General features: G+C 50.5%; 20 protein-coding genes, 2 tRNA genes and 1 pseudogene. 18 read left to right on the top strand and 5 right to left on the bottom strand.

What is annotated here, in order from left to right; all coding sequences use genetic code 11:
• Nucleotides 1-9: 9 nt before the first annotated feature.
• From AC534G_RS15300 to AC534G_RS15270, 7 genes and pseudogenes are all read left to right on the top strand, one after another.
• Entirely contained in the window at nucleotides 10-1,164 is a 1,155-nt protein-coding gene (locus AC534G_RS15300; protein WP_496594421.1) for an FAD/NAD(P)-binding protein, read from the top strand.
• The gene (locus AC534G_RS15295; protein ID WP_110498345.1) at nucleotides 1,154-2,494 is read left to right on the top strand and encodes a hypothetical protein; all 1,341 of its coding nucleotides are present in this window, start codon (nucleotides 1,154-1,156) and stop codon (nucleotides 2,492-2,494) included. The genes AC534G_RS15300 and AC534G_RS15295 overlap by 11 nt, the downstream gene beginning before the upstream one ends.
• Nucleotides 2,495-2,509: 15 nt before the next feature.
• Complete coding sequence (locus tag AC534G_RS15290) at nucleotides 2,510-2,713, top strand: 2-hydroxymuconate tautomerase family protein (RefSeq protein ID WP_038639801.1); 204 nt, start codon at nucleotides 2,510-2,512, stop codon at nucleotides 2,711-2,713.
• Between the two features lie 157 nt (nucleotides 2,714-2,870).
• A complete protein-coding gene (locus AC534G_RS15285; protein WP_038639804.1) occupies nucleotides 2,871-3,509 on the top strand; it encodes a 2OG-Fe dioxygenase family protein in 639 nt (212 codons plus the stop codon).
• Complete coding sequence (locus AC534G_RS15280) at nucleotides 3,509-4,741, top strand: ATP-grasp domain-containing protein (RefSeq protein WP_038639806.1); 1,233 nt, start codon at nucleotides 3,509-3,511, stop codon at nucleotides 4,739-4,741. Before AC534G_RS15285 ends, AC534G_RS15280 begins: the two co-directional genes overlap by 1 nt.
• A 65-nt stretch (nucleotides 4,742-4,806) precedes the next feature.
• Nucleotides 4,807-5,832, top strand: coding sequence for an AbrB family transcriptional regulator (locus AC534G_RS15275; protein WP_110498343.1), 1,026 nt, complete (start codon nucleotides 4,807-4,809; stop codon nucleotides 5,830-5,832).
• Between the two features lie 97 nt (nucleotides 5,833-5,929).
• A pseudogene (locus tag AC534G_RS15270) lies at nucleotides 5,930-6,090 on the top strand (AbrB/MazE/SpoVT family DNA-binding domain-containing protein); the annotation flags it as partial.
• A 150-nt stretch (nucleotides 6,091-6,240) separates the two neighbouring features.
• Here AC534G_RS15270 and AC534G_RS15265 read toward each other — a convergent pair.
• Nucleotides 6,241-6,316 (bottom strand) — tRNA-Asn (locus tag AC534G_RS15265).
• A gap of 160 nt (nucleotides 6,317-6,476) precedes the next feature.
• Between AC534G_RS15265 and AC534G_RS15260 the strand changes: the two genes are divergently transcribed.
• The 10 genes from AC534G_RS15260 to AC534G_RS15215 all read left to right on the top strand — a co-directional run bounded on the left by AC534G_RS15260 (nucleotide 6,477) and on the right by AC534G_RS15215 (nucleotide 14,616).
• The gene (locus tag AC534G_RS15260; protein ID WP_286489785.1) at nucleotides 6,477-7,964 is read left to right on the top strand and encodes an EmmdR/YeeO family multidrug/toxin efflux MATE transporter; all 1,488 of its coding nucleotides are present in this window, start codon (nucleotides 6,477-6,479) and stop codon (nucleotides 7,962-7,964) included.
• Nucleotides 7,965-8,063: 99 nt separating this feature from the next.
• Nucleotides 8,064-8,139: transfer RNA gene (locus AC534G_RS15255), tRNA-Asn, on the top strand.
• Nucleotides 8,140-8,576: 437 nt separating this feature from the next.
• On the top strand, nucleotides 8,577-8,936 hold the full coding sequence (hinT, locus tag AC534G_RS15250) for a purine nucleoside phosphoramidase (RefSeq protein WP_003030826.1): 360 nt from the start codon (nucleotides 8,577-8,579) through the stop codon (nucleotides 8,934-8,936).
• A gap of 2 nt (nucleotides 8,937-8,938) precedes the next feature.
• Nucleotides 8,939-9,313, top strand: coding sequence for a YcfL family putative periplasmic lipoprotein (locus AC534G_RS15245; protein ID WP_038639814.1), 375 nt, complete (start codon nucleotides 8,939-8,941; stop codon nucleotides 9,311-9,313).
• Nucleotides 9,314-9,326: 13 nt separating this feature from the next.
• Nucleotides 9,327-9,968: a penicillin-binding protein activator LpoB gene (gene lpoB, locus AC534G_RS15240; RefSeq protein ID WP_042309113.1), complete on the top strand. Its 642-nt coding sequence runs from the start codon at nucleotides 9,327-9,329 to the stop codon at nucleotides 9,966-9,968.
• The gene (gene thiK, locus AC534G_RS15235; protein ID WP_038639820.1) at nucleotides 9,949-10,773 is read left to right on the top strand and encodes a thiamine kinase; all 825 of its coding nucleotides are present in this window, start codon (nucleotides 9,949-9,951) and stop codon (nucleotides 10,771-10,773) included. Before lpoB ends, thiK begins: the two co-directional genes overlap by 20 nt.
• Before the next feature lie 10 nt (nucleotides 10,774-10,783).
• Entirely contained in the window at nucleotides 10,784-11,809 is a 1,026-nt protein-coding gene (gene nagZ, locus AC534G_RS15230) for a beta-N-acetylhexosaminidase (RefSeq protein ID WP_110498339.1), read from the top strand.
• A 21-nt stretch (nucleotides 11,810-11,830) separates the two neighbouring features.
• Nucleotides 11,831-12,373, top strand: a complete 543-nt coding sequence (gene ycfP, locus AC534G_RS15225; protein WP_003030817.1) for an alpha/beta hydrolase YcfP — start codon at nucleotides 11,831-11,833, stop codon at nucleotides 12,371-12,373.
• Between the two features lie 235 nt (nucleotides 12,374-12,608).
• Nucleotides 12,609-13,913, top strand: coding sequence for an NADH-quinone dehydrogenase (gene ndh / locus AC534G_RS15220; RefSeq protein ID WP_110498337.1), 1,305 nt, complete (start codon nucleotides 12,609-12,611; stop codon nucleotides 13,911-13,913).
• Between the two features lie 163 nt (nucleotides 13,914-14,076).
• The gene (locus tag AC534G_RS15215; RefSeq protein ID WP_069323340.1) at nucleotides 14,077-14,616 is read left to right on the top strand and encodes a glycine zipper 2TM domain-containing protein; all 540 of its coding nucleotides are present in this window, start codon (nucleotides 14,077-14,079) and stop codon (nucleotides 14,614-14,616) included.
• Between the two features lie 57 nt (nucleotides 14,617-14,673).
• On the opposite strand, the gene AC534G_RS15210 is transcribed toward AC534G_RS15215, so the two are convergent.
• Together AC534G_RS15210 and comR are read right to left on the bottom strand one after the other, a co-directional pair.
• Nucleotides 14,674-16,854, bottom strand: coding sequence for a TonB-dependent siderophore receptor (locus tag AC534G_RS15210; protein WP_496594420.1), 2,181 nt, complete (start codon nucleotides 16,852-16,854; stop codon nucleotides 14,674-14,676).
• A 247-nt stretch (nucleotides 16,855-17,101) separates the two neighbouring features.
• The gene (gene comR / locus AC534G_RS15205; RefSeq protein ID WP_038639835.1) at nucleotides 17,102-17,737 is read right to left on the bottom strand and encodes a TetR family copper-responsive transcriptional repressor ComR; all 636 of its coding nucleotides are present in this window, start codon (nucleotides 17,735-17,737) and stop codon (nucleotides 17,102-17,104) included.
• 243 nt (nucleotides 17,738-17,980) lie between these two features.
• On the opposite strand from comR, the gene bhsA reads away from it, so the two are divergent.
• A complete protein-coding gene (bhsA, locus tag AC534G_RS15200; RefSeq protein WP_029139491.1) occupies nucleotides 17,981-18,238 on the top strand; it encodes a multiple stress resistance protein BhsA in 258 nt (85 codons plus the stop codon).
• 86 nt (nucleotides 18,239-18,324) lie between these two features.
• Here the strand turns inward: bhsA and ldtC are convergent, their stop codons facing one another.
• Nucleotides 18,325-19,290 (bottom strand): L,D-transpeptidase LdtC, encoded by a 966-nt coding sequence (gene ldtC / locus AC534G_RS15195; protein WP_110498335.1) that lies wholly within the window; start codon nucleotides 19,288-19,290, stop codon nucleotides 18,325-18,327.
• A gap of 148 nt (nucleotides 19,291-19,438) precedes the next feature.
• Nucleotides 19,439-22,885, bottom strand: coding sequence for a transcription-repair coupling factor (gene mfd, locus AC534G_RS15190; RefSeq protein ID WP_110498333.1), 3,447 nt, complete (start codon nucleotides 22,883-22,885; stop codon nucleotides 19,439-19,441).
• Nucleotides 22,886-22,910 lie beyond the last annotated feature (25 nt).

The raw sequence follows: 22,910 nt of genomic DNA, 5'->3' as shown, positions 1-22,910 counted from the left end.
GGCATTGGGTTGACAGCTTATGATGTTATTTCTCAATTAACGCTGGGACGTGGTGGACGGTTTGTGACCGACAATGGGATGCTTCGCTATCACCCTGGTGGCAATGAACCTGATATTTTTATTTATTCCAGACAGGCTCTCCCTTTCAGCAGTCGTGGCATGAATCAAAAAGGTATTTCCGGTCAATACCGACCACGATTCTTAACTTCAGCCGCAATTAATGAATTTCGTGTCCAGAATTTAATTCATAATGCCACATCAAAAATAAACTTCATCGAACAAATTTTCCCGTTGCTGCATAAAGAAATGTGCTACGTCTATCGATCTACCCTGGAGGGGAAGTGGCAGGAACCCACGACATATGTTGCTGATGTGCATGATGCTGCGGTTATCGATAGCATACTTTATCCTCATCGCAATCAGGAACATGCCTCCCTGGAAGAATATAGCCAATGGTTTATTGATTTTTTACGCGATGACTTGCATGAGTCTGACAAAGGCAACGTCAAGGGCCCAGTGAAAGCGGCGACCGACATTATTCGTGACGTAAGAGATATTTTGCGCGGGGCTATCGATAATTGCGGACTTGACGCGAAATCGCATCAATACTTCATTGAGCAGATCAATCCTGTCTTTAATCGTATTGCTGTAGGTCCGCCGAAATTGCGTAATGAACAACTGTTGGCATTAATGCATGCCAACATAGTTCGTCTGGCAGGAGGAAAGGATCCCCGGTTAATGATGAATGAATATGAGGGTAAGTTCGAGGTTCATTCTGAATTTAAAGATGAGAGTAGCGTAGTGAGAGCTGATGTGTTGATAAAAGCCAAAATTGCTAACTTTTCGCCGTTGCACGACGTTTCAACGTTGATGAGGAATATGACTATCAACGGCATTGTGCGTCCCTTTATGAACGATGGTTATCATCCAGGCGGGCTGGATATTGATATCAATCAGCATCCGATTAACTGCCTTGGGGAAACACAAGAATCGATTTGGGTGTTAGGCAATCCAGCGGAAGGGGCTAATTTTTACACTTACGTATTGCCCCGACCCCTTGTCAATTCGAGGTTCCTGGTCGATGCCGGGCGCTGTGTAACCGATATGTATCAACAATTGCACCATCGCAATGTTCAGCATGAGGTTGTCATTAATGCAGACTGAGCAAATCCAGACGCACGGTAATCTCTGGCAAAATCTGCAATCCTCAATGATTGTGATCTTATTGGGTGTTTTCCTTGCATCCTGTGTGCTTGCCGGTAAATATCCCGTGATGTCTGCTTTTGCACTCGTTGCGTCAATATTGTATATCCTGTCAACTTTTTCATTCTGGTGGAAAAAATCATCGGCAAGAAGTGGGATCCTCATTTTTATCGCTTCGATGATTTTTCTACTGACAGCAAACAAGAGTGGGGAACTTAACCTCCTCGCTGTTTTTGTACGATATTCAGACGTCATGCTCTTGCTGGTGGGGATGGCATTACTCCGGCAGGTGATGAACGCGATAAATTTTAACGCTGCGCTGGGGGCATATTTACTGCAGAAAAAACCGTCTCAAGTCACATTGTCCATTACGTTGCTGACCGCTTTTTTAACCTGGCCAATGAGCCTTGGGGCCATTCCACTCCTGCTTGATAGCCTGAAAAAAGTGGTTCAACCGAAGTTTAACCTGGCGAAGATTGTCACTCGTACGGTATGTATCACGATGGTTTTAATGCCGACGACTATCGGTGCGGCGGCGGTATGGGCAGCTATGCCGGATATCCCTCATGTTCCGGCGATGCTGGTCGGCATTCCCCTGTTTTTATTCAGTATCCTGTTAAACCAGAAATCGCGTGTCCAACTGGTTGCCGAAGATAGTCATACGGTTTCTGACCGCGGCAATATGACCTCGATTCTTGCTTTTATCGGCTTGTTTTGGGGAAGCTTTATTCTATCGTTGAGCGTGCTGGGGTTGAATCCTTTGCAGAGCATCACCTTCACGGCGGTTGTTCTTTTTATCGTCAGCCATTTTGCGAATCGCAAAAGGCAGTGGGCGCAACAACTGTCTGAATCTGCTCAGGGGATCTCCGGCGAAGTGGTATTACTCCTGGCATGCAGCCTGTTAACATCGGTATGTATGATGTTGTTTGCAAACATCCCGCAAGGCATTACAGCGTTTGTTAGCGGTCTTACAACTTTTCAGTGCTATGCCATTATTTTATTTGTTCTGCCCTTGCCTGGTATTCTCGGTATTCATCCCCTAATTATATTTAGCGTGTCGTGGTCGATTTTTTCCGACTATCTTTCCGGCAGCGTGGTGGATTATCAGATTTGGATTTGCCTTTTTATTGCTACGCAACTGCTCTCTCCGGTATCGATAAACGCAATTTTTGCTGCCAACAGCCTTAATGTTTCTCCCGGCAGAACCAGTTTTCAGATGCATTATGGTTATGTTCTGCTGTTTAACCTGTTTGCGCTTAGCTACCTCGGCGCATTATCCACAATCATTTAGTTTACAGGAGTTGTTATGCCCTACGTAAATATTAAGATCACTAAAGAAGGTGTGACCGATAAACAAAAGAAACAGCTGATGGAAGGTGCGACTCAGCTACTGGTGGATGTGCTTAATAAAAACCCTGCTACAACCATTGTGGTTATTGACGAAGTCGATACCGATAACTGGGGGATTGGCGGCGTACCGGTGACCGAGTTGCGTAAAAAAAGTCAGTAATAGTGAATGTGATGGCGGGGAACGTGCGTTCCTCGCCTGATATCCGCAGTCATCGTATTTTGCCTGGATGCAGGTAATGATATTGGCCCTTGCCGGTGTCATAAGTTGAGAAAAATAACCAACATACATTATTGTCTCTTTTCTGAGGATGTCATATATGCATGCTTATCATCATATACGTTTGGGTAATACCTCGATTAATGTTAAAAAAAGCTTTGATGAGTTGCTACCTGATCCCTGGCTTAAAGCTGAAGATGGAAAATTTCGTTTTCGAAGTTATCTTCAGGCAAAAGCAGGGTACGAAAAATATTTTAGTTTGTGCGAGGCCGGAGTTTTCTTTCAGTCTGAAAAACTTAATACGTATTCAGGTGGTATCAGCAGAAAGTATCCAGAAATAAAACAGGATGTTGCCGAAGAAATTATGAATCTGGTATTTAGCAAATTACTGCCATTGCTACCGAAGGATAACTATAACGTTGGTATTCATCAAATAAGAATTACAACCCATGATCGACAGCCGGGCTATCCTGCTCCGGAAGGTATACATCAGGATGGCTTTAAGTTCATTGCCGTCTATTGCAGCGAAATGGAAAATATCGCCGGTGGCGATACTACGTTAATCCCTCATCACGACGGTGGAAATGACGCAACAACCTTCAAAATTCTGGCAGGGGAGGCGATCATTTTCAATGATGTTAATTATCTGCATTATACCGCACCTATCGTACCGCTGTTGCCCGGGAAAGGATTTCGGGATGTGTTTGTCATTACGTTTGATATCGAGAGTGAAAAATAATGAACATCTTACTGTGCCCACCCAAAATTCTTTTACAACACTCGCCAAACGCCTGGCATGAACTCCAGCAATCAACGCCGTTAGTGATAGCCACCTGCGCCAGTCAAAAAGCGGCGATTTTGCAACATATGGGGAATGATTTTACCTTTCTGTTTTATGAAAACTTTAACGATAATCCCCTGGTAGAACTGGATATTTATCATTATGCACGTTCGAACAACGCCAGCGGTATTTACTTCCTGGCTGAAATTGATGTGCTCAGGGCGGCTAGGATCAGCGATCGTTTAGGTTTAACGCAGGGGCGTGAGAATGCGGCGATCCTGTTTCGCGATAAGTTTCTGATGAAATCCCGTGTGCAGCAATATCAGTTACCGATTCCAGCAATGGCTCGCGTGGGAAATGCGACGGCAATGGCCTCATTTATTGCGCAACACGGATATCCCTGCGTGATAAAACCAAATGATGGACGTGGATCTCTGGGGGTGGTGGTTTTAAAAAATGAAGGTCAGTTATTTAAATATCTGGCGCAGATGAAATCCTCTGAATACCATAATCTGTTAATCGAGAAGTTTATTGAAGGTGAGGCTTATCAGATCAACGCGTTGTATCTGCAGGGGAAACCCATATTTATTTCCGCCTCTCGGGCCACGGTATCTTGTCTTGATTTTCTATCAGGGCAAACCTTAGGGCTGGTCATGGAAGATGATAATCCACTGCACCAGAAGTTGATTGACTATACAAAATACCTTGCGAAAGAAGTCTTCCCTATTGAGAAAAACACCTTACTTCATCTTGAGGTATTTGTGGATCAGGGCGGTAATATTATTTTCGGCGAGCTTGCCTGCCGGTTAGGCGGATGTTTCGTTAATGAAGAATTAGGTGCGGCGTTTGGCCTCGATCCGCGTATGACATGGCTGAAGGCCTGTCTGAACGAAACGTATCCGCGGGATTTGGCGCAAAGAATACCTGTTATCCGGGTTGGACAACTGAATGTGCCGCCTTCTCAAGGAACCTTACAGGCTATTGCGGATAAATGTCCGTTACCTTTTGTGATCAATTATCGGGCTACCGGTGTTGTCGGACGTCATTACGATGTGATGAAACTGACGAATGGTGAGATTGTCAGTGCCATTGTTGAAGGTGAGTCCAGTCGTGAAATTGAGGAACATCTTGCGATGCTAACGCAATGGGTGATCGATAATACGCATTGGGTTAAAGATACGGTGCACTGAATATATTCATGACGGTGCCGGCGAAAACTATTGTTATCTGAACAACCGGCCTGGAGAGGTACTGGATGAGAGTATTGGCAGGTATTATCCTCTGTTTTCTCGTCGGGCAGGGATTCACTTTCTGTAACGTTCCGCTGGGCATGATGTTTGGTGCCCTTTTTACCGTGCTTATGCTCAAACGTATTGGGTTCTCCGTATCCTCAATGCCGGGGAGTATCACGGTTATCCAGCTTTCTCTCGGAATCTCGATAGGGATTATGTTCAGAGATTTTTCATATGGCGAGCATCGGCAGATAAGCCTTTTGTTTGCTTTGTTATTACTCTGCTTATCTTTACAATTTACCTTGAGTTACTTCTGGTGTGTGCGGCGGTTAGGCTGGAGTAAAGAAGAGGCGCTTTTAGGTGCGGTGCCAGGAGCGATGGCGGCGGTACTGGCGTTAGCCTCCCATATTAAGACGCCGCCACAAAAGATTGTGATCTCGCATTCTCTGCGTCTCATTACCCTGACGTTTCTGGCCGGGTATATCACGCGTGGTGCATCTGCAGATATTCTGGCAGCGACTCCAGCCGTTTTTTTCTCCGGGCACAATCTGCTCTGGCTGACCGGAATGGTATTAGCAGGATATATTGCGGGGAAGTTTCTGGAGCGCTTACATTTCCCGGCACCCTTTATGATAACCTCGCTGGTTTGCGCGGCGGCATTGCACCCTTTATCTTCACAACCACTAATTTTTCTCGATCTCTTTAACCAGATTAGCATGGTGTTGATGGGGATCTTGCTGGGGCATCATTTTACGACTTATTCGATGGCTGAATTTAGTCGTCATCTTTGGTCTTCGGTACAGCTTGTTCTGATTGGACTGGGGGTGACGATAATCATGGCATTTATCTCGGCGCGCTTGCTGGATTATCCCTTCCCGGTGTTGATGCTTTCCTGGGTTCCCGGCAGCGTGGAGTCGATGTCATTTGCCGCGCTGGCGTTAAAAGCAGATGCGAGCTTTGTTATGGCGAATCATATTATTCGTATGCTTCTCATTCATACCGTTCCAGCATTGGTTTTCTTTCGCAAAAGACAGATGAAAGTAGATTAATGTCTTCCTTGAAGAGCAAGGCATTGTTGTGGCGTTGCGGTTATTATTGCGCTTATCCGCCGCTGGCCTAAAGGTGAAGGATTGATTGCTGAAGCCTATGTATACCACTCGTCTGAAAAAGGTTGGCGGATCCATCATGCTGGCGGTGCCTCCCGCCGTGCTGAAAACGCTGGGCAGTCGACGGACAGCGAAGTGGGCATGACCATTGATGATGGCTGCCTGATTATTGAACCCCAGAAACGGCCCCGTTATTCGCTGCGACCAGCACAGAACTATAGATATGGCGGCCCGGAACGCATACCTGATGCCGTTGTCAATGAGGTGCTTGCCAGGCTGGATGCGATTCTGTATTAACACCAGAGCCGCAAAAAAGCAAAAAGCCTGCTCGAAAGCAGGCTTTTCTGAATTTGGCTCCTCTGACTGGACTCGAACCAGTGACATACGGATTAACAGTCCGCCGTTCTACCGACTGAACTACAGAGGAATCGTTGTGGAGGCTAATCTTAGCGGCGAAATTTTTTTTGTCAAACCCCATTTTCCTGAATAACGCTCAATTGATGCTTCTCTCGACAGTTTGTTGCATTTGCAGACATTTTAAATGGAAAAAACTTTGCAGCTTTTTGGATTCTCCCTCATCATTTGAAATGAGGTTTCAACTTTCTTCTTTAAGGTCCACTTTGAACGTCTCCGCTGCCTTACGTCAGGTCGCTTCCCGCACGCCCTGGTATGCCAAACGCAAGAGTTATAAAGTTCTCTTTTGGCGCGAAATCACTCCGCTTGCGGTCCCTATTTTTCTGGAAAACACCTGTGTGCTGTTGATGGGTGTCCTGAGTACCTTCCTGGTGAGCTGGTTGGGAAAAGAAGCGATGGCAGGTGTCGGTCTCGCCGACAGTTTCAATATGGTTATCATGGCATTTTTCGCCGCCATCGATCTGGGTACCACGGTGGTAGTCGCCTTTAGCCTGGGAAAACGAGATCGTCGCAGGGCCAGAGCTGCTGCCAGACAATCGCTGGTGATCATGACGATTTTTGCAACCGTGCTGGCTGCAGTCATTCACTATTTTGGTCAACAGATTATTGACGTTGTCGCAGGTGAAGCAACGCCAGACGTTAAGGCTTTGGCACTTACCTATCTGGAGCTAACTGTGCTCAGCTACCCGGCGGCAGCTATTGCGTTAATCGGTAGTGGTGCCCTACGCGGTGCGGGCAATACCAAAATACCGCTGTTGATTAATGGCGGCATGAATATTCTGAATATCGTCATCAGCAGTATCCTGATCTACGGGATTTTTTCCTGGCAAGGACTGGGATTCGTGGGGGCCGGCCTCGGACTAACCATTTCACGCTACATAGGTGCGATCGCTATTATTTGGGTACTGATGATTGGTTTTAATCCGGCGTTACGTATCACTTTCAAAAGTTATTTTAAGCCACTCAACCTCGCCATTATCTGGGAGGTGATGGGGATCGGTATTCCAGCCAGCATCGAGTCAGTGCTGTTTAATGGCGGTAAACTGTTAACGCAGATGTTTGTCTCAGGGATGGGCACCAGCGTAATTGCCGGAAACTTCATTGCATTTTCTATCGCCGCGCTCATCAACCTACCGGGAAATGCTTTAGGCTCTGCGTCGACAATCATCACCGGCAGGCGTTTGGGAAACGGCCAGATTGCCCAAGCCGAAATTCAGTTACGGCATGTATTCTGGCTGTCGACCATTGGTTTAACTGCCATTGCCTGGCTAACCGCCCCTTTTGCTGGCGTAATGGCCTCGTTTTATACCCAGGATCAGGACGTAAAAGAGGTCATAGTCATTCTGATTTGGCTCAATGCGGCATTTATGCCGATATGGGCAGCCTCCTGGGTATTACCTGCTGGGTTTAAGGGCGCACGCGATGCCCGTTTCGCAATGTTGGTATCTATGCTGGGCATGTGGGGCTGTCGCGTTGTGGTAGGTTACACCCTGGGGATCGTTTTAGGATGGGGCGTAGTCGGCGTCTGGTTAGGGATGTTCTTCGACTGGGCCGTACGCGCCGCATTATTTTACTGGCGTATGGTGACCGGCCGCTGGTTATGGAAATACCCGCGTCCCGAACAGGAAAAGTGCATAAAACAACCTGTTGCGCCTGGATAATCGGCGAAATGGGGAATATTTCGGCAAACGATTGAATTTATCGATTCAGGCTTTGACATCGCTGAGTGGTGTCGCTAATATGCGCCTCGTTCACACGATTCCTCTGTAGTTCAGTCGGTAGAACGGCGGACTGTTAATCCGTATGTCACTGGTTCGAGTCCAGTCAGAGGAGCCAAATTTAAAAAGCCTGCTTAGGAAACTAAGCGGGCTTTTTTTGCTTTTGTTTGGCTGCCTGGCGCAGTTACCTGGCGAGCTGCTTTTTGAGTTGAGTTATACAGTGTTGTTTTTCCACACTGAGTACCGGCGATTAGCACGCCAGTTGATTGCTCCACGTAATCCCTCTCTATGGGAGAATCATTGAGATTCTCTATAACCACTAACATTCCATACGCATACAGATGATACGGCACAAATGAAGCATCGTTTCAGTACTATGCTTAAGCGATAGCATAGGGAAATGGTTATAAGAGCGGCGCTGACCAGGGTTTTTGCTTAAAAAATCGAGGGTTAAAGTTGAAAGAGCGTGAGTAACTCGCTCATACTCTATACTCGCAGTGTTACCCGGCGTAGCATGGCATAACGCTTGGGCTGTTAATGAAAAAGGAAAACGTCGTGGCAGAAGAAACTATATTCAGCAAAATTATCCGTCGTGAAATTCCATCGGATATCGTGTACCAGGATGAACTAGTCACAGCGTTTCGTGATATTTCCCCTCAGGCACCTACGCATATTCTGATCATCCCTAATATCCTGATCCCCACCGTCAACGATGTGACGGCAGAACATGAGCAGGCGCTGGGCCGAATGATTACTGTTGCGGCGAAAATCGCGGAGCAGGAAGGTATTGCTGCGGATGGATACCGTTTAATCATGAATACCAATCGTCACGGCGGCCAGGAGGTGTATCACATTCATATGCACCTGTTGGGTGGACGTGCGCTTGGTCCAATGCTCGCACATAAAGGTCTTTAAGCATGACCAGAGGATGCATTGCACTTTCACTGGGCTTGCTGTTGCTGGCAGGCTGTCGCTCACACCCCGAAATTCCGGTCAGTGATGAACAGTCTCTGGTGATGGAATCAACGATTCTGGCGGCGGGCATAACCGCAGAACAGCCCGTGTTAACAACATCTGATATTCAGGCCTCAGCATCCTCGCGACTCTATAACGAAAGACAAGAATCCGTCACCGTGCATTATCGGTTTTACTGGTATGACGCCAGAGGGTTGGAGATGCACCCTCTGGAAGCGCCACGCAGCGTGACTATCCCGGCTCATTCGTCGGTCACACTGTACGGCAGCGCCAATTATCTGGGGGCGCACAAGGTTAGACTTTATCTATATTTGTAAGGGGTGAATCTTGATGATCAAAATGAATCGCTACGCATTGCTTGCCGCGCTGGCGATGTTTCTTTCTGGGTGTGTGGCTCAACGTGAACCCGCGCCGGTAGAGGAAGTGAAGCCGGTACCGGAACAGCCCGCGCAGCCGCAACAGCCAGTACCAGTAGTACCAACGGTGCCAGGTATACCGCAGCAGCCGGGTCCGATCGAACACGAGGATCAAACGGCGCAGCCAACACCGCGCCAACGTCACTACGACTGGAACAGCGCAATGCAGCCGATGGTAGGTAAAATGCTGCAGGCCGATGGTGTCAAAGCGGGTGGTGTTCTGCTGGTTGATAGCGTGAATAATCGTACCAACGGCTCGTTGAACGCTGGCGAAGCGACTGAAACCTTACGTAACGCGCTGGCGAATAACGGCAAATTTACCCTGGTTTCCGCCCAGCAACTGGCTGTCGCTAAGCAGCAGTTAGGTCTGTCGCCGAACGATAGCCTTGGAACGCGCAGCAAAGCGATTGGTATTGCCCGTAACGTTGGTGCGCAGTATGTGCTCTACTCCAGCGCATCTGGCAACGTCAATTCGCCGGCACTGCAAATGCAATTAATGCTGGTACAAACTGGCGAGATAATCTGGTCAGGTAAAGGTGCCGTTCAGCAACAATAACAGACTGACGCGCGATGAAGTGCTGTCGCGCTACTTTCCGCAGTATCATCCCGTCGTAGCCAGCCACCACGGCCTGAGCGGCGGGAGCTGCATTATCGAATATCAGACCCACCGTTTAGTGCTGCGCTGCCATCACGACCCCGACGCGCCGGAATCGCATTTTCTGCGCCAATATCATGCCTTAAAACACCTACCGGAAAATCTTGCGCCCCGACCTCGTTTTTATACGCGTGGCTGGATGGCAGTCGACTTTTTTCAGGGTAAGGTAGAATCCAGATTACCGGACGCCGACGAACTTGCTGACTTATTGTATTATCTGCATCAGCAACCCCGACTGGGCTGGCGAATCAGTCTGCTGCCGTTACTCGAACAGTACTGGCAGTGCGGTGATCCGGCGCGTCGTACACCACATTGGTTACGAGCGCTGAAGCGGCTAAGAAAAAGCGGCGAGCCCCGACCTTTGCGGCTGGGGCCGCTGCATATGGATGTCCACGGTGACAACATCGTGCGCGGGCCGTCAGGGTTGCGGCTGATTGACTGGGAATATGCCGGAGACGGCGATATCGCCCTCGAGCTGGCGGCGGTGTGGGTCAGTGATGAACTCCAGCACCAACAGCTGGTCAGCGCCTATGGCCGACGAGCACGCATTGAGCCAACCGTTTTGTGGCGGCAGGTCAGGCGATGGCGACCCTGGGTAATCATGCTAAAAGCGGGGTGGTTTGAGTATCGCTGGCGACAAACCGGCGATCAACAATTTATCAGGCTGGCCGATGAAACCTGGCGGCAGCTAACAATGAAAGGATGAGGAGAGCAGTGTGGGCCCAGTAATGTTGGATGTCGAAGGGTATGAGCTGGACGCTGAAGAGCGAGAGATTCTGGCGCATCCGCTGGTAGGTGGGTTGATTCTCTTTACCCGAAATTATCATGACCCGGAACAGTTGCGTGAGTTAGTGCGCCAGATCCGTAGCGCGTCACGTAATCATTTGGTCGTGGCGGTTGATCAGGAAGGCGGACGCGTGCAGCGTTTTCGCGAAGGTTTTACCCGCCTGCCTGCGGCCCAATCTTTTGCCGCGCTACACGGTCTGGAAGAGGGCTGCAAACTGGCTCAGGACGCGGGGTGGCTGATGGCCAGCGAAATGATCGCCATGGATATTGATATTAGCTTTGCACCGGTTCTGGACGTGGGACATATCAGCGCAGCGATCGGCGAGCGCTCTTACCATGCCGATCCGCTGAAAGCGTTGGCGATGGCGACCCGCTTCATTGACGGTATGCATGCCGCTGGCATGAAGACCACCGGTAAACACTTCCCCGGGCATGGCGCTGTGACGGCGGATTCGCACAAAGAAACGCCAACCGATCCACGTTCAGAAGCAGAGATTCGTGCGAAGGATATGTCCGTGTTCCGGACGTTAATTACGGAAAACAAACTCGATGCCATTATGCCTGCGCACGTTATTTACAGCGATGTTGATCCGCGTCCGGCGAGTGGTTCGCCTCACTGGTTGAAGACGGTACTGCGTCAGGAGCTTGGCTTCGACGGCGTTATTTTCTCTGACGATCTGTCGATGGAAGGTGCGGCGATTATGGGAAGCTACGCCGAGCGTGGGCAGGCATCGCTGGATGCTGGTTGCGATATGATCCTGGTCTGCAATAATCGTAAGGGAGCGGTCAGTGTGTTAGATAATCTGTCGCCGATCAATGCAGAACGTGTTACACGTTTGTATCATAAAGGTTCATTTTCACGTCAGGAACTGATGGACTCGACACGCTGGAAGACGGTAAGCGCCCAGCTCAACCAGCTTCATGAGCGCTGGCAGGAAGAGAAAGCAGGTCATTAACGCACGTTTGGCGAGGATGCGATGATTATCTATTTACACGGTTTTGACTCTAATAGTCCGGGCAACCACGAGAAGGTGTTGCAGCTGCAATTTATCGACCCGGATGTCAGGCTGATTAGCTACAGTACGCGGCATCCTAAACATGATATGCAGCATCTGCTAAAAGAAGTGGACAAAATGTTGCAGCTTAATGTGGACGATCGTCCGCTGATTTGTGGCGTCGGGCTGGGGGGATATTGGGCAGAACGTATTGGTTTTCTGTGTGATATTCGTCAGGTGGTATTTAATCCTAACCTGTTCCCATATGAGAATATGGAAGGGAAAATCGACAGACCTGAAGAGTATGCTGACATTGCGACAAAATGCGTGACCAATTTTCGTGAAAAGAACCGCGATCGTTGCCTGGTGATCCTCTCTCGCCATGATGAAGCACTGAACAGTCAGCGCTCGTCAGAAGAGCTGCATCATTTTTATGAGATCGTCTGGGACGAAGAGCAGACGCATAAGTTTAAAAATATCTCCCCGCATTTGCAGCGCATTAAGGCGTTCAAGACGTTAGGTTAAGCCTGATGAGCGTCTAAAAAACCAGCTTTCGGGCTGGTTTTTTTGTCCTTAACCTTCGGGTTGTCTATCTTTTCAGCATCAAAACTTGATGCACATCAATTTTGGTATGACCAATGCACCGTTCGTGTTATTCTCACTCTCGAAGGACATTTTCATTATCGTAACTTGTTGTTAATTAAAGGCTATGCAAATAACTTTTAATTAACAATTGGTTAATAAATTTGAGGGGGTCACGTTGACTACACCATTGAAAAGGATCGTGATTGTCGGCGGCGGTGCTGGCGGACTGGAAATGGCGACGCAGCTGGGTAAAAAGCTGGGGCGTAAGAAAAAGGCCAAAATTACGCTGGTGGACAGAAACCACAGCCATTTATGGAAACCGTTACTGCATGAAGTGGCGACCGGTTCTCTGGATGAAGGTGTGGATGCGCTGAGCTATCTGGCGCATGCCCGTAACCATGGCTTCCAGTTCCAGTTGGGCTCGGTGGTTGATATCGATCGCGAAGCGAAGACCATTACTATCGCTGAGCTGCGCGATGAGAAGGGCGATCTGCTGGTTCCTGAGCGTAAAGTGCCTTATGACACGCTGGTGATGGCGCTGGGCAGTACGTCCAACGATTTCAACACGCCGGGCGTCAAAGAGAACTGTATTTTCCTTGATAACCCGCATCAGGCGCGTCGTTTCCACCAGGAGATGCTGAATCTGTTCCTCAAGTATTCCGCGAATCTGGGCGTTAACGGTAAAGTGAATATTGCCATTGTCGGCGGCGGCGCGACGGGGGTTGAACTCTCCGCGGAACTGCACAATGCGGTTAAGCAACTGCACAGCTATGGCTATAAAGGACTGACCAATGACGCGCTGAACGTCACGCTGGTCGAAGCCGGTGAGCGTATCCTGCCGGCATTGCCGCCGCGGATTTCCAGCGCCGCGCACAATGAGTTAACCAAACTGGGCGTACGCGTACTGACGCAGACGATGGTAACCAGCGCTGACGAAGGCGGGTTGCATACCAAAGATGGCGAATACATTGAGGCTGACCTGATGGTGTGGGCCGCAGGGATCAAAGCGCCAGACTTTATGAAGGATATTGGCGGTCTGGAAACGAACCGGATTAACCAACTGGTGGTTGAGCAGACGCTACAAAGCACACGCGATCCTGACGTGTATGCGATTGGCGACTGCGCTTCCTGCGCGCGTCCGGAAGGTGGATTTGTGCCGCCGCGCGCTCAGGCTGCGCACCAGATGGCGACCTGCGCGATGAACAATATCCTGGCGCAGATGAACGGCAAGCCGTTGAAAGCGTATCAGTACAAAGATCACGGTTCTCTGGTCTCGCTTTCTAACTTCTCTACCGTCGGTAGCCTGATGGGCAACCTCACGCGCGGTTCAATGATGGTAGAAGGCCGTATTGCGCGCTTTGTCTACATTTCACTGTATCGTATGCATCAGATTGCGCTGCATGGTTACTTCAAAACCGGCCTGATGATGCTGGTCGGCAGTATTAACCGGGTGATTCGTCCGCGTCTGAAACTGCATTAATATTGACCTCAGGCGTCGGACAACGCATCCGACGCCTTCCTTCAGAGTTCTCTGAATCATCTCGTTTTATCCCTGCCTTCCGCTATTTTCATCCGTAATCTGATTGGCATTCCTTACCTTCTGTTGCAAAGTTGTTGCTAATAGCAAAAAAGGAGGAAGTCCCGTGAATAAATCAATGTTGGCGGGTATAGGGATTGGCGTAGCTGCTGCGCTGGGTGTTGCAGCGGTGGCCAGTCTTAACGTTTTCGAGCGTGGCCCACAGTATGCACAAGTTGTCTCTGCAACACCGATTAAAGAATCGGTAAAAACGCCACGTCAGGAGTGTCGGAACGTGACGGTCACGCACCGCAAGCCGGTGCAAGATGAAAACCGTATCGCGGGTTCTGTGCTGGGGGCCGTTGCCGGCGGTGTTATCGGCCATCAGTTTGGTGGCGGACGCGGTAAAGATATTGCCACCGTAGCGGGTGCATTAGGCGGCGGCTATGCCGGTAACCAGATCCAGGGTTCGATGCAAGAAAATGATACGTACACCACCACGCAGCAGCGCTGTAAAACGGTGTATGACAAATCAGAAAAAATGCTGGGCTACGACGTGACGTACAAAATTGGCGATCAGCAGGGGAAAATTCGTATGGATAAGGACCCCGGCGCGCAAATTCCGTTGGATAAGAACGGACAGTTGGTACTGAATAACAAAGCGTAAAATAGCATTATCCTGAACATTAGCCCCCCATTCGCTCAGGCTGGGGGGCTTTTTTTATCAGAAGGTTAAGGCGTAGTTCAGACCAAAGGTACGACCCCGGCCCTTGTATTCATACAGTGACGGGCTGCCATAAGTTGGGCTGTACAGCAGTGGCGCACGTTGTCCCCATAGCGTGGTGTACTCTTCATTCAGCAGGTTTTCCACGCTGAAGGTCAGCTTACCTAATGGGAGCTGGTAGCTGCCGATAAAGTCCATGGTGTTATAGCCGTCCAGCTTATTGCCGCTGGCGTCACTCAGATCAAATGTTTGCTGGCTCTGTACACGCAGCGACCACGGTTCAGGCGCCCAGCCGACCCATGCGGTTGCTTTAGATGGTGAAGCCAGAGTGACATCCCATTTCTGCCATTTACCGTTTTGTTTCACTTCGGATTTAATGACGTTGAAGTTGCCGCCCAGACTCCAGTCAGTATCGGCGATGAAGTAATCTACCGCACCTTCCAGACCATAAATTCGACGATCGTCGGGCTGTACGTTTATGGTCATATCACTGCGGTTGATAACGATCGATTTATCCGAAGTGGAGTAATAAGCAGCCAGTTGCGTGCGCAGGTTATCGCCCGTGTAACGCCATCCCAGCTCGTACGAGTTAACTTTAATCCCTTCCAGGCGAGAATCCGCCACGTTGACGCTGCGCAGAAGTTGATAATGATCGCCAACCAGAGAATAGGTGCCGTTACCGTAATATTTTCCCGGATCCGGAAGCTCAACGCCCTGAGAGAAGTTAAACCAGGTTTGCTGGCGCTCAGTCAGGTGGGCGAGGATCCCGGCGTTAAACAGGAAGTTATCGTAATCGGTTTTGCCGCCCGGAATGGTATCCGCGGAGTTTGCAAGGCCCGTCGCGATTCCCTGCTGTTGGGCATAGCCAACGAAATCATCAACCCTGTTTTCGGTCCATTGATAGCGTACGCCGCCACTGAGAGTGAAGATATCGTTTATGTCATAGCTGTTTTGCAGGAAAGGCGCGAAGTTGGTGATGCTGTAACCAGGATAACGCCCGGTAGTATAAGCGGTACGGTTGTCCATGCCACCGGAGGGCAGAGAGTAAGCCAGATCGAAGAATTTCTGATTGGAATCGAAGGTTTCATGATCCGCATCGATACCCCACGTCAGTTCCCAGTCATCCATCACCTGGCTGTTGAGGGTAATTTTGGCACCGAACTGGTCGGTATCCTGCTGTGAGGCGGAGAAACTGGTGACCTTGCCTTTGCTCAGTGTAGGGAAGGGGTAGAATTTTAGCGATTCGTCGCGGTAATAGATTTGACTGACCAGGTTCTGACCAAAGAAGTCTGCATCGGAATATTGCAGACTGATCAGATGGCGCTCGGTGCCGGGAATACGATCGGAGTTCAGTCCGCTGCTGGTATAAGCTTTACCGTTTCCGGTCACGGCGGACATGTTCTCGCCGAGATCCAGCCCGTAATCTTCATCCCCCTGGCTCTTGTAGTACTGGGTAACCAGTTGTAATTGACGGTTATCATCCAGCTCAATCGTCCCGGTGCCCATCACGTCCAGACGATCGGAATGCTGCAGGCCGGTTTGGGTGTTATCCAGCAGCAGAGCATCGTGGTTGCCGTCATACCAACCACCAAACCGTTGATACGCGACGGACATACGACCGGATGCACGATCGGTTCCTCCACTCACCGCGGCGGCGACGCGTTCGTCATGATCGTTACTGTTATTAAACCCGCTTTTACTGCCCAGTTCGAGTTCGACTTCACGCTCAGGCTGACCTTTTTTTGTGACGATGTTGATCAAACCGCCGGTACTTCCTCCGCCATACAAGGATGTTGCGCCTGAGATGACTTCAATATGAGCAATGTTAAACGGGTCAATGGAGTCAAGTTGACGGCTGTCGGTGCGGGAGGAATTCAGACGGACACCGTCTATCAATACTACGATGGCGCGACCGCGCATGTTCATGCCGTAATTGGTTCGTCCCTGACTGCTGACATCAATTCCGGGGATTAACTGAGCAAGAACATCCTTGAACTCTTTACCACCCTGAACTTGCTGTTCAATTTCGCTTCCTTCAATAACCCAGGTCGTTTGCGCCATTTCTGCCACGGTGCGTTGGCTGAGGTTAGCGCTGACGATGAGATTCTCTTCCTCCGCTGCGATAGCCGGTAGGGTTAAGGATAATAAGAGCGGATTGAGCACCCAGAGACGCTTATGCATTTGTATTCCTTTTAAAAAAGTCGGTCTGTTTTTGTTATTGCGGTAGAGAAACCGAGAGTTACATTGGGAAACAGGTGTTAAAACAAATGCGAATATTGCTGATAATAATTGTCGTTATCAATACATTTTTTAAAAAAGATCTGCTAATGCGATGAAAACAATAAGGAATGAAGGGTTATTGGTACAAAAAACCGAGGGTTTTTAGCCCCCGGCGGTGTCATCTGTTCGTGGAAGAGAGAGGAAAGGATTAAGCTTTGATGAGTTCGGGCCACAGTCGCAGGGTGGTGTGTGCGATCTGCATCAGTTTCTCAAATGACGCGCCTTCACGGGCGCTAATCGACATACCCTGTAAAATGCAGTTCAGATATTCGGCCAGCTTTTGCACGTCGCAGTGGGCCGGAATTTCGTCACGCTGCTGGCGCTGACGAAGGAACTGGGTAAGCGTCTGTTCCTGCATCGCATGGCGTGATTTCACCGTGTGTGCGATCTCGCGGGAAGAGGCCGCCAGCGTCGCGGACGTATTAATCATAAAACATCCTGCCGGAGTATCTTTACTGGTAAAGCAGGTCGCTATGGCGGTGAAATAGTCTTCCAGTGCTGACTGAAGGCTTTTTTCTTCGCAAAACAGCTGAGCTTCGTGTTTCGCCGCGAAGCGAGTTATATAGCGGTCCAGCACGGCACGAAACAACCCTTCCTTGTTGGTAAACTCCGCATACAGCGTGGGCGCTTTCGCACCCGTTGCTTCCACGAGATCGGCGAGCGATGTCGCTTCATATCCGTGCTGCCAGAAGAGTGTCATGGCCTTATCAAGCGCGGCTTCCCTGTCGAACACTTTTGGTCGGCCACGGCTTTTTTTTGCACAACCTGTCGTTTCAGTTGTCATGGCGCCGATGTACCTTTGTTGGGTTTATTGAATAATCATTATAAAAATATTCCCCCCCACACTCCAGCGGATTAGCGATAAAAATAATTTATAGCTATTAGCATGAAAAATAAGGTCTTTATGTTTTATATAACGATCATTATAAAAAAATGTTGACGTGTGACCTGGATCACATCTATGATTTACATATCGATCGTTAAGTTAATCATTACGACACCCATTCATCTGCAAAAGGTCACTATTATGAAAAACGTAAAAACTCTGTTTGTTGCTGCTGTTCTTAGCTCACTGTCATTTGCCAGCTTCGCCGCTGTTGAAGTTCAGGCCACGCCTGCAGGTCAACAGAAAGTTGGTACTATCTCTGCAAATGCGGGGACGAACTTAGGTTCTCTGGAAGATCAACTGGCGCAGAAAGCGGATGAGATGGGCGCGAAGTCTTTCCGTATTACTTCCGTTACCGGTCCTAACACCCTTCACGGGACTGCCGTTATCTACAAATAAGATTTAACCCATCGCAATGCCACTGCGAGTTAAATAAAAAACCCCCGCGGAATAAAATCCAGCGGGGGTTTTTTTATGGGTAATGTTTACATCGGTTGTTGAGCCACATCGTGATGACGGGTGACATCGACCGGCATGCCTGAGCGAATCTCCATCGCATGTTCCATGACGGCAGGGTCCGTTTGCGCCGCATTCTTAAAGGTCTGCATTGCGGCGTTCAACACGATCGGCAGCAGTTGCGGGTCATCATTGATCTTTTCTGACAGCGGCTGGTGCACTTCCACCAGCCGCATGCCGTTAGGTTCGACTGAGGCTTTGATCGGCGTGTTAATGATATTGACTTTGGTTCCTGGTTTCACTTGACGGAACAGGGTTTCGATATCACCGTCGCGCAGACGAATACAGCCGGAACTGACGCGCATACCGATACCAAAATCAGCATTGGTGCCGTGCAGCAGATAAACACCGCCGTATGCGGCTAAGCGAATTGCGTGATGGCCCATCGGGTTATCTGGCCCGGCAGGGACAACGGCAGGAAGATCGATGCCGTTTGCTTTATAGCGCGCGCGGATATTTGCCGTAGGCGTCCAGGTGGGATTAGCGCGTTTATCGGAAATGGTGGTTACCATGGTGGGCGTCAGCGTATCACCACCTAACTGGCCAATACCAATAGGATATACGGTCACCGAATTTGTCCCCGGCTGGTAATAATAAAGACGCAGTTCGGCGAGGTTGATGACAATGCCTTCGCGCGGTGCATCCGGTAACAGGGTTTGCAATGGGATAGTCAAAACGCTGCCAGGGCGAGGCACGAAAGGATCAACGCCGGGGTTGGCCTGCAGCAGCGCTAAAAAGCCGACGTTGTATTTTTTCGCAATAGCTTCGAGAGAACCGCCATTGTCTTCGACAACGTGAACGGCATTCTGTCCCACCAGACGGCTTCCCGGCGGCGGCAGCGGCCAGGTGTTTGCCTGAGCCGGAAGGGCTAACGCGAAGGTCGCTGCAAGCGTAAAAAAGGCTAACCAGCGAGAGAGTCGATTATTGTTTAACATCACCATAAATCCATTGTTTTTACGTGGTTTTTATTATGTAAAAGTAAACAGGAATTATGGCCATTTGCTGTGTCGGGAAGTGCAGGGAAGTGCAAAGAGTTTGTAAATTCACCGGCCGGGAGCGTTGTGTGCGCTCCCGGCCTGCTCACTATGCTACGGCGTTTTCTTCAAGTTGGCGCATAAACTGGCGTACCCAGTCGATTCGCGTTTTACGCTCGCCCAGATCCTGCATAAATTTCAGCCGGGTTGGACCGTCCAGACGGAAGTGCTGCGGCTGTTTTTGCAGTAAACCAATCAGCCACACCGGGTTAACGTGGTTTTTCTCTGCAAACTCAATCGTGCCGCCTTTTTCATTGCCTTCAAGCTTTCTGATGCCCAGTTTCTGCGCCTGTTGGCGTAACCGGGCAATATCCAGCAACGTACGGGCCGGGTCGGGCAGCAGACCAAAACGGTCTATCAGCTCGACCTTAATTTCTTCCAACTCGTTTTCGCCTTTCGCACTGGCAATACGTTTGTAGAACGACAGTCGCGTGTTGACATCGGGAATATAGTCATCCGGCAGCAGTGACGGCATGCGCAGTTCAACTTCGGTTTGCTGGCTGGTGAGATCTTCCAGCGACGGTTCGCGTCCCTCTTTGAGCGCATCGACAGCATTTTCCAGCAGCTCCATATACAGCGAGAAGCCGATGCTTTCCATGGAACCACTCTGATCTTCACCCAGCAGTTCCCCGGCGCCGCGAATTTCAAGGTCGTGGGTCGCCAGCGCAAAGCCAGCGCCCAAATCTTCCAGCGAGGCGATGGCTTCCAGGCGCTTTTGCGCGTCGGTGGTCATCGCTTTTGGATGCGGCGTCAGCAACCAGGCGTACGCCTGATGGTGTGAACGTCCCACACGGCCGCGCAACTGGTGTAATTGCGCCAAACCAAAGTGATCGGCGCGTTCGATGATAATGGTGTTGGCGGTCGGGATGTCGATCCCGGTTTCGATAATAGTGGTACATACCAGAACGTTAAAGCGCTGATGGTGGAAATCGTTCATCACGCGTTCCAGTTCGCGCTCGCGCATTTGACCGTGGCCGATACCAATACGCGCTTCCGGCACCAGTTCCGCTAATCTGTCAGCGGTTTTCTGGATATTTTCGACGTCGTTAAACAGATAATAAACTTGCCCCCCGCGCAGAACTTCACGCAGGATAGCCTCGCGAACCACCAGATTGTCATATTCACGCACAAAGGTTTTCACCGCCAGACGACGGGCAGGAGGCGTGGCGATGATCGACAGATCGCGCATGCCGCTCATCGCCATATTGAGCGTACGCGGAATAGGCGTTGCCGTCAGCGTCAGGATATCGACATCCGCGCGCATTGCTTTGATGCGCTCTTTATGACGAACGCCAAAACGGTGCTCTTCATCGACAATCAACAGACCCAGATCTTTTAGCTTCACGTCCGCTTGCAGCAGTTTGTGGGTGCCGATGAGAATATCGATTTTCCCTTCGGCCACCTGCTCCAGAATCTGCGCTTGCTCTTTGGCGCTACGGAAACGGGACAGCATTTCAATACGTACCGGCCAGTTGGCAAAGCGATCACGGAAGTTGTCGAAGTGCTGCTGAGCGAGCAGGGTGGTCGGAACCAGCACGGCCACCTGCTTGTGGTTCTCTACGGCGAGGAAGGCGGCGCGCATCGCGACTTCGGTTTTACCAAAGCCGACGTCGCCGCACACCAGACGATCCATGGCCAGCGGCTGGCACATATCGCTGAGCACCGCGTTGATCGCCTGCGCCTGATCGGGCGTAGTTTCAAACGGGAAACTGTCGCAAAACAGTTGGTACTGCTCACGATCATGCTTAAAGGCAAAGCCTTCTTTCGCCGCCCGCTGAGCATAGATATCCAATAGTTCTGCCGCGACATCGCGCACCTTCTCAGCGGCTTTCTGACGGGCGCGAGACCAGGCATCGCCGCCCAGTTTATGTAGCGGCGCATTTTCTTCCGCGCCGCCAGCGTAACGGCTGATCAGGTGCAACGATGACACAGGCACGTACAGTTTGGCGTCGTTGGCGTAGGTGAGCATCAGGTACTCGCCGGTGATACCGCCCGCTTCCAGCGTGGTCATCCCGGCATAACGGCCAACGCCGTGCTCCAGGTGCACCACCGGTTGACCGGGATGCAGTTCGGCGAGGTTACGAATTAACGTATCAGGATTGATGGTGCGACGAGAATCCTGGCGGCGGCGCGCCACGCGCTCCCCGAGCAGATCGCTTTCGCAAATCAGCGCCAGGTTGCGTTTGCTATCAATGAAGCCGTGTTCAGCTGCGCCAATCATCAGATAGCGACCATTGTCTACGGCTTCGTCGAGACGCAATATGCGCTTCGGCGCGATTTTGATACGGGCGAGCAGTTCGCCAAGCGCTTCGCGGCGACCTTCGCTTTCAACGGAGAAAATCACCGGACCGGTGAAGCCTTCAAGGAATTTACGTAACGCATCTAACGGCGCTTTTTGCTGCGCCTGAACCGCGATATCTGGCAACTTCTGGAAGCCGAGGTTAGTATTCGCGGCTTTGTTCGCCAGAGTCTCCGTTTTCAGTTGAACACGGGGCCAGCGTTTAAGTTCGGAGAACAGCTCATCTACGCGCAGCCACAGCGAGTGTGGCGGCAGAAGCGGGCGCATCGGATCAACACCCCGGTTCTCAAAACGCGACAGGGTATCAGCCTGGAAGCGTTCTGCGCTGGTCTCGATATCGCCGGTATTGACCAATAACGTATTGGCGGGGAAATAGCTGAACAGGGGGGGCAGCGGCTCGCTGAAAAACAATGGCTGCCAGTATTCGATCCCGGCAGGTAACGTGCCTTTGCTGACCTGCTGGTAAATATGTTCGGCGTCGCGTTTAACTTCTAAGGTATCGCGCCACTGGCTGCGGAACAGCTCAATCGCCGTTTTATCGGTCGGGAATTCATGCGCGGGCAGCAAATTAATGGCGTCGACTTCTTCCAGTGTGCGCTGGGTGTCGGTATCAAACAGACGCAGACTGTCGATTTCGTCATCAAAGAAATCCAGTCGATAAGGTAATTCGCTGCCCATGGGGAACAGATCCAACAACGCGCCGCGCGTGGCGTATTCGCCGTGCTCCATCACCTGATCAACATGGCGGTAGCCCGCGCTGTCCAGTTGTTCGCGCAGGGCGTCGCGCGAAAGCCGCTGACCTTTTTTCATCACCAGCGCATGGCCGTGCAGATAGCTGTGCGGACAGACGCGCTGCATCAGCGTGTTCACCGGCACAATCAGTACACCGCGCTGCATCGCAGGGAGTTGATACAGCGTGGAAAGCCGCGAGGAGATAATCTCCTGATGAGGGGAAAAGCTATCGTAGGGCAGCGTTTCCCAGTCCGCCAGGTTCATTACCATCTGGTCGGTAAACTGACGAATTTCATCATGCAGTCGCAGAGCATTTTGCATGTCCGGCGCGATCAGTACGACAGGACCCGCATGACGTTCAGCAATTTCAGCGACCAGCGTCGCGCAAGCTGCGCCGGTCAGTTCGCCTAACTGGCGCTGGTCGGAAGCGCTGGCCGGGAGCGTGTAACGATGTTGTTCAGGCATTCGGTTGTCAGGATCTCGTTTAGAT

The organism is Citrobacter sp. CRE-46 (assembly GCF_059615875.1).
The sequence above is the reverse complement of the archived record's forward strand: the minus strand, read 5'-3'. Positions and strand labels throughout refer to the sequence as shown.

Bases quoted from the DNA above. Each gene is read 5' to 3' on its own strand.
- AC534G_RS15295 (WP_110498345.1), top strand. From the start codon at position 1,154: ATGCAGACTGAGCAAATCCAGACGCACGGTAATCTCTGGCAAAATCTG.
- AC534G_RS15290 (WP_038639801.1), top strand. From the start codon at position 2,510: ATGCCCTACGTAAATATTAAGATCACTAAAGAAGGTGTGACCGATAAA.
- AC534G_RS15285 (WP_038639804.1), top strand. From the start codon at position 2,871: ATGCATGCTTATCATCATATACGTTTGGGTAATACCTCGATTAATGTT.
- AC534G_RS15280 (WP_038639806.1), top strand. From the start codon at position 3,509: ATGAACATCTTACTGTGCCCACCCAAAATTCTTTTACAACACTCGCCA.
- AC534G_RS15275 (WP_110498343.1), top strand. From the start codon at position 4,807: ATGAGAGTATTGGCAGGTATTATCCTCTGTTTTCTCGTCGGGCAGGGA.
- AC534G_RS15260 (WP_286489785.1), top strand. From the start codon at position 6,477: ATGAGGTTTCAACTTTCTTCTTTAAGGTCCACTTTGAACGTCTCCGCT.
- AC534G_RS15245 (WP_038639814.1), top strand. From the start codon at position 8,939: ATGACCAGAGGATGCATTGCACTTTCACTGGGCTTGCTGTTGCTGGCA.
- lpoB (WP_042309113.1), top strand. From the start codon at position 9,327: ATGATCAAAATGAATCGCTACGCATTGCTTGCCGCGCTGGCGATGTTT.
- ycfP (WP_003030817.1), top strand. From the start codon at position 11,831: ATGATTATCTATTTACACGGTTTTGACTCTAATAGTCCGGGCAACCAC.
- AC534G_RS15210 (WP_496594420.1), bottom strand. From the start codon at position 16,854: ATGCATAAGCGTCTCTGGGTGCTCAATCCGCTCTTATTATCCTTAACC.
- comR (WP_038639835.1), bottom strand. From the start codon at position 17,737: ATGACAACTGAAACGACAGGTTGTGCAAAAAAAAGCCGTGGCCGACCA.
- bhsA (WP_029139491.1), top strand. From the start codon at position 17,981: ATGAAAAACGTAAAAACTCTGTTTGTTGCTGCTGTTCTTAGCTCACTG.
- ldtC (WP_110498335.1), bottom strand. From the start codon at position 19,290: ATGTTAAACAATAATCGACTCTCTCGCTGGTTAGCCTTTTTTACGCTT.
- mfd (WP_110498333.1), bottom strand. From the start codon at position 22,885: ATGCCTGAACAACATCGTTACACGCTCCCGGCCAGCGCTTCCGACCAG.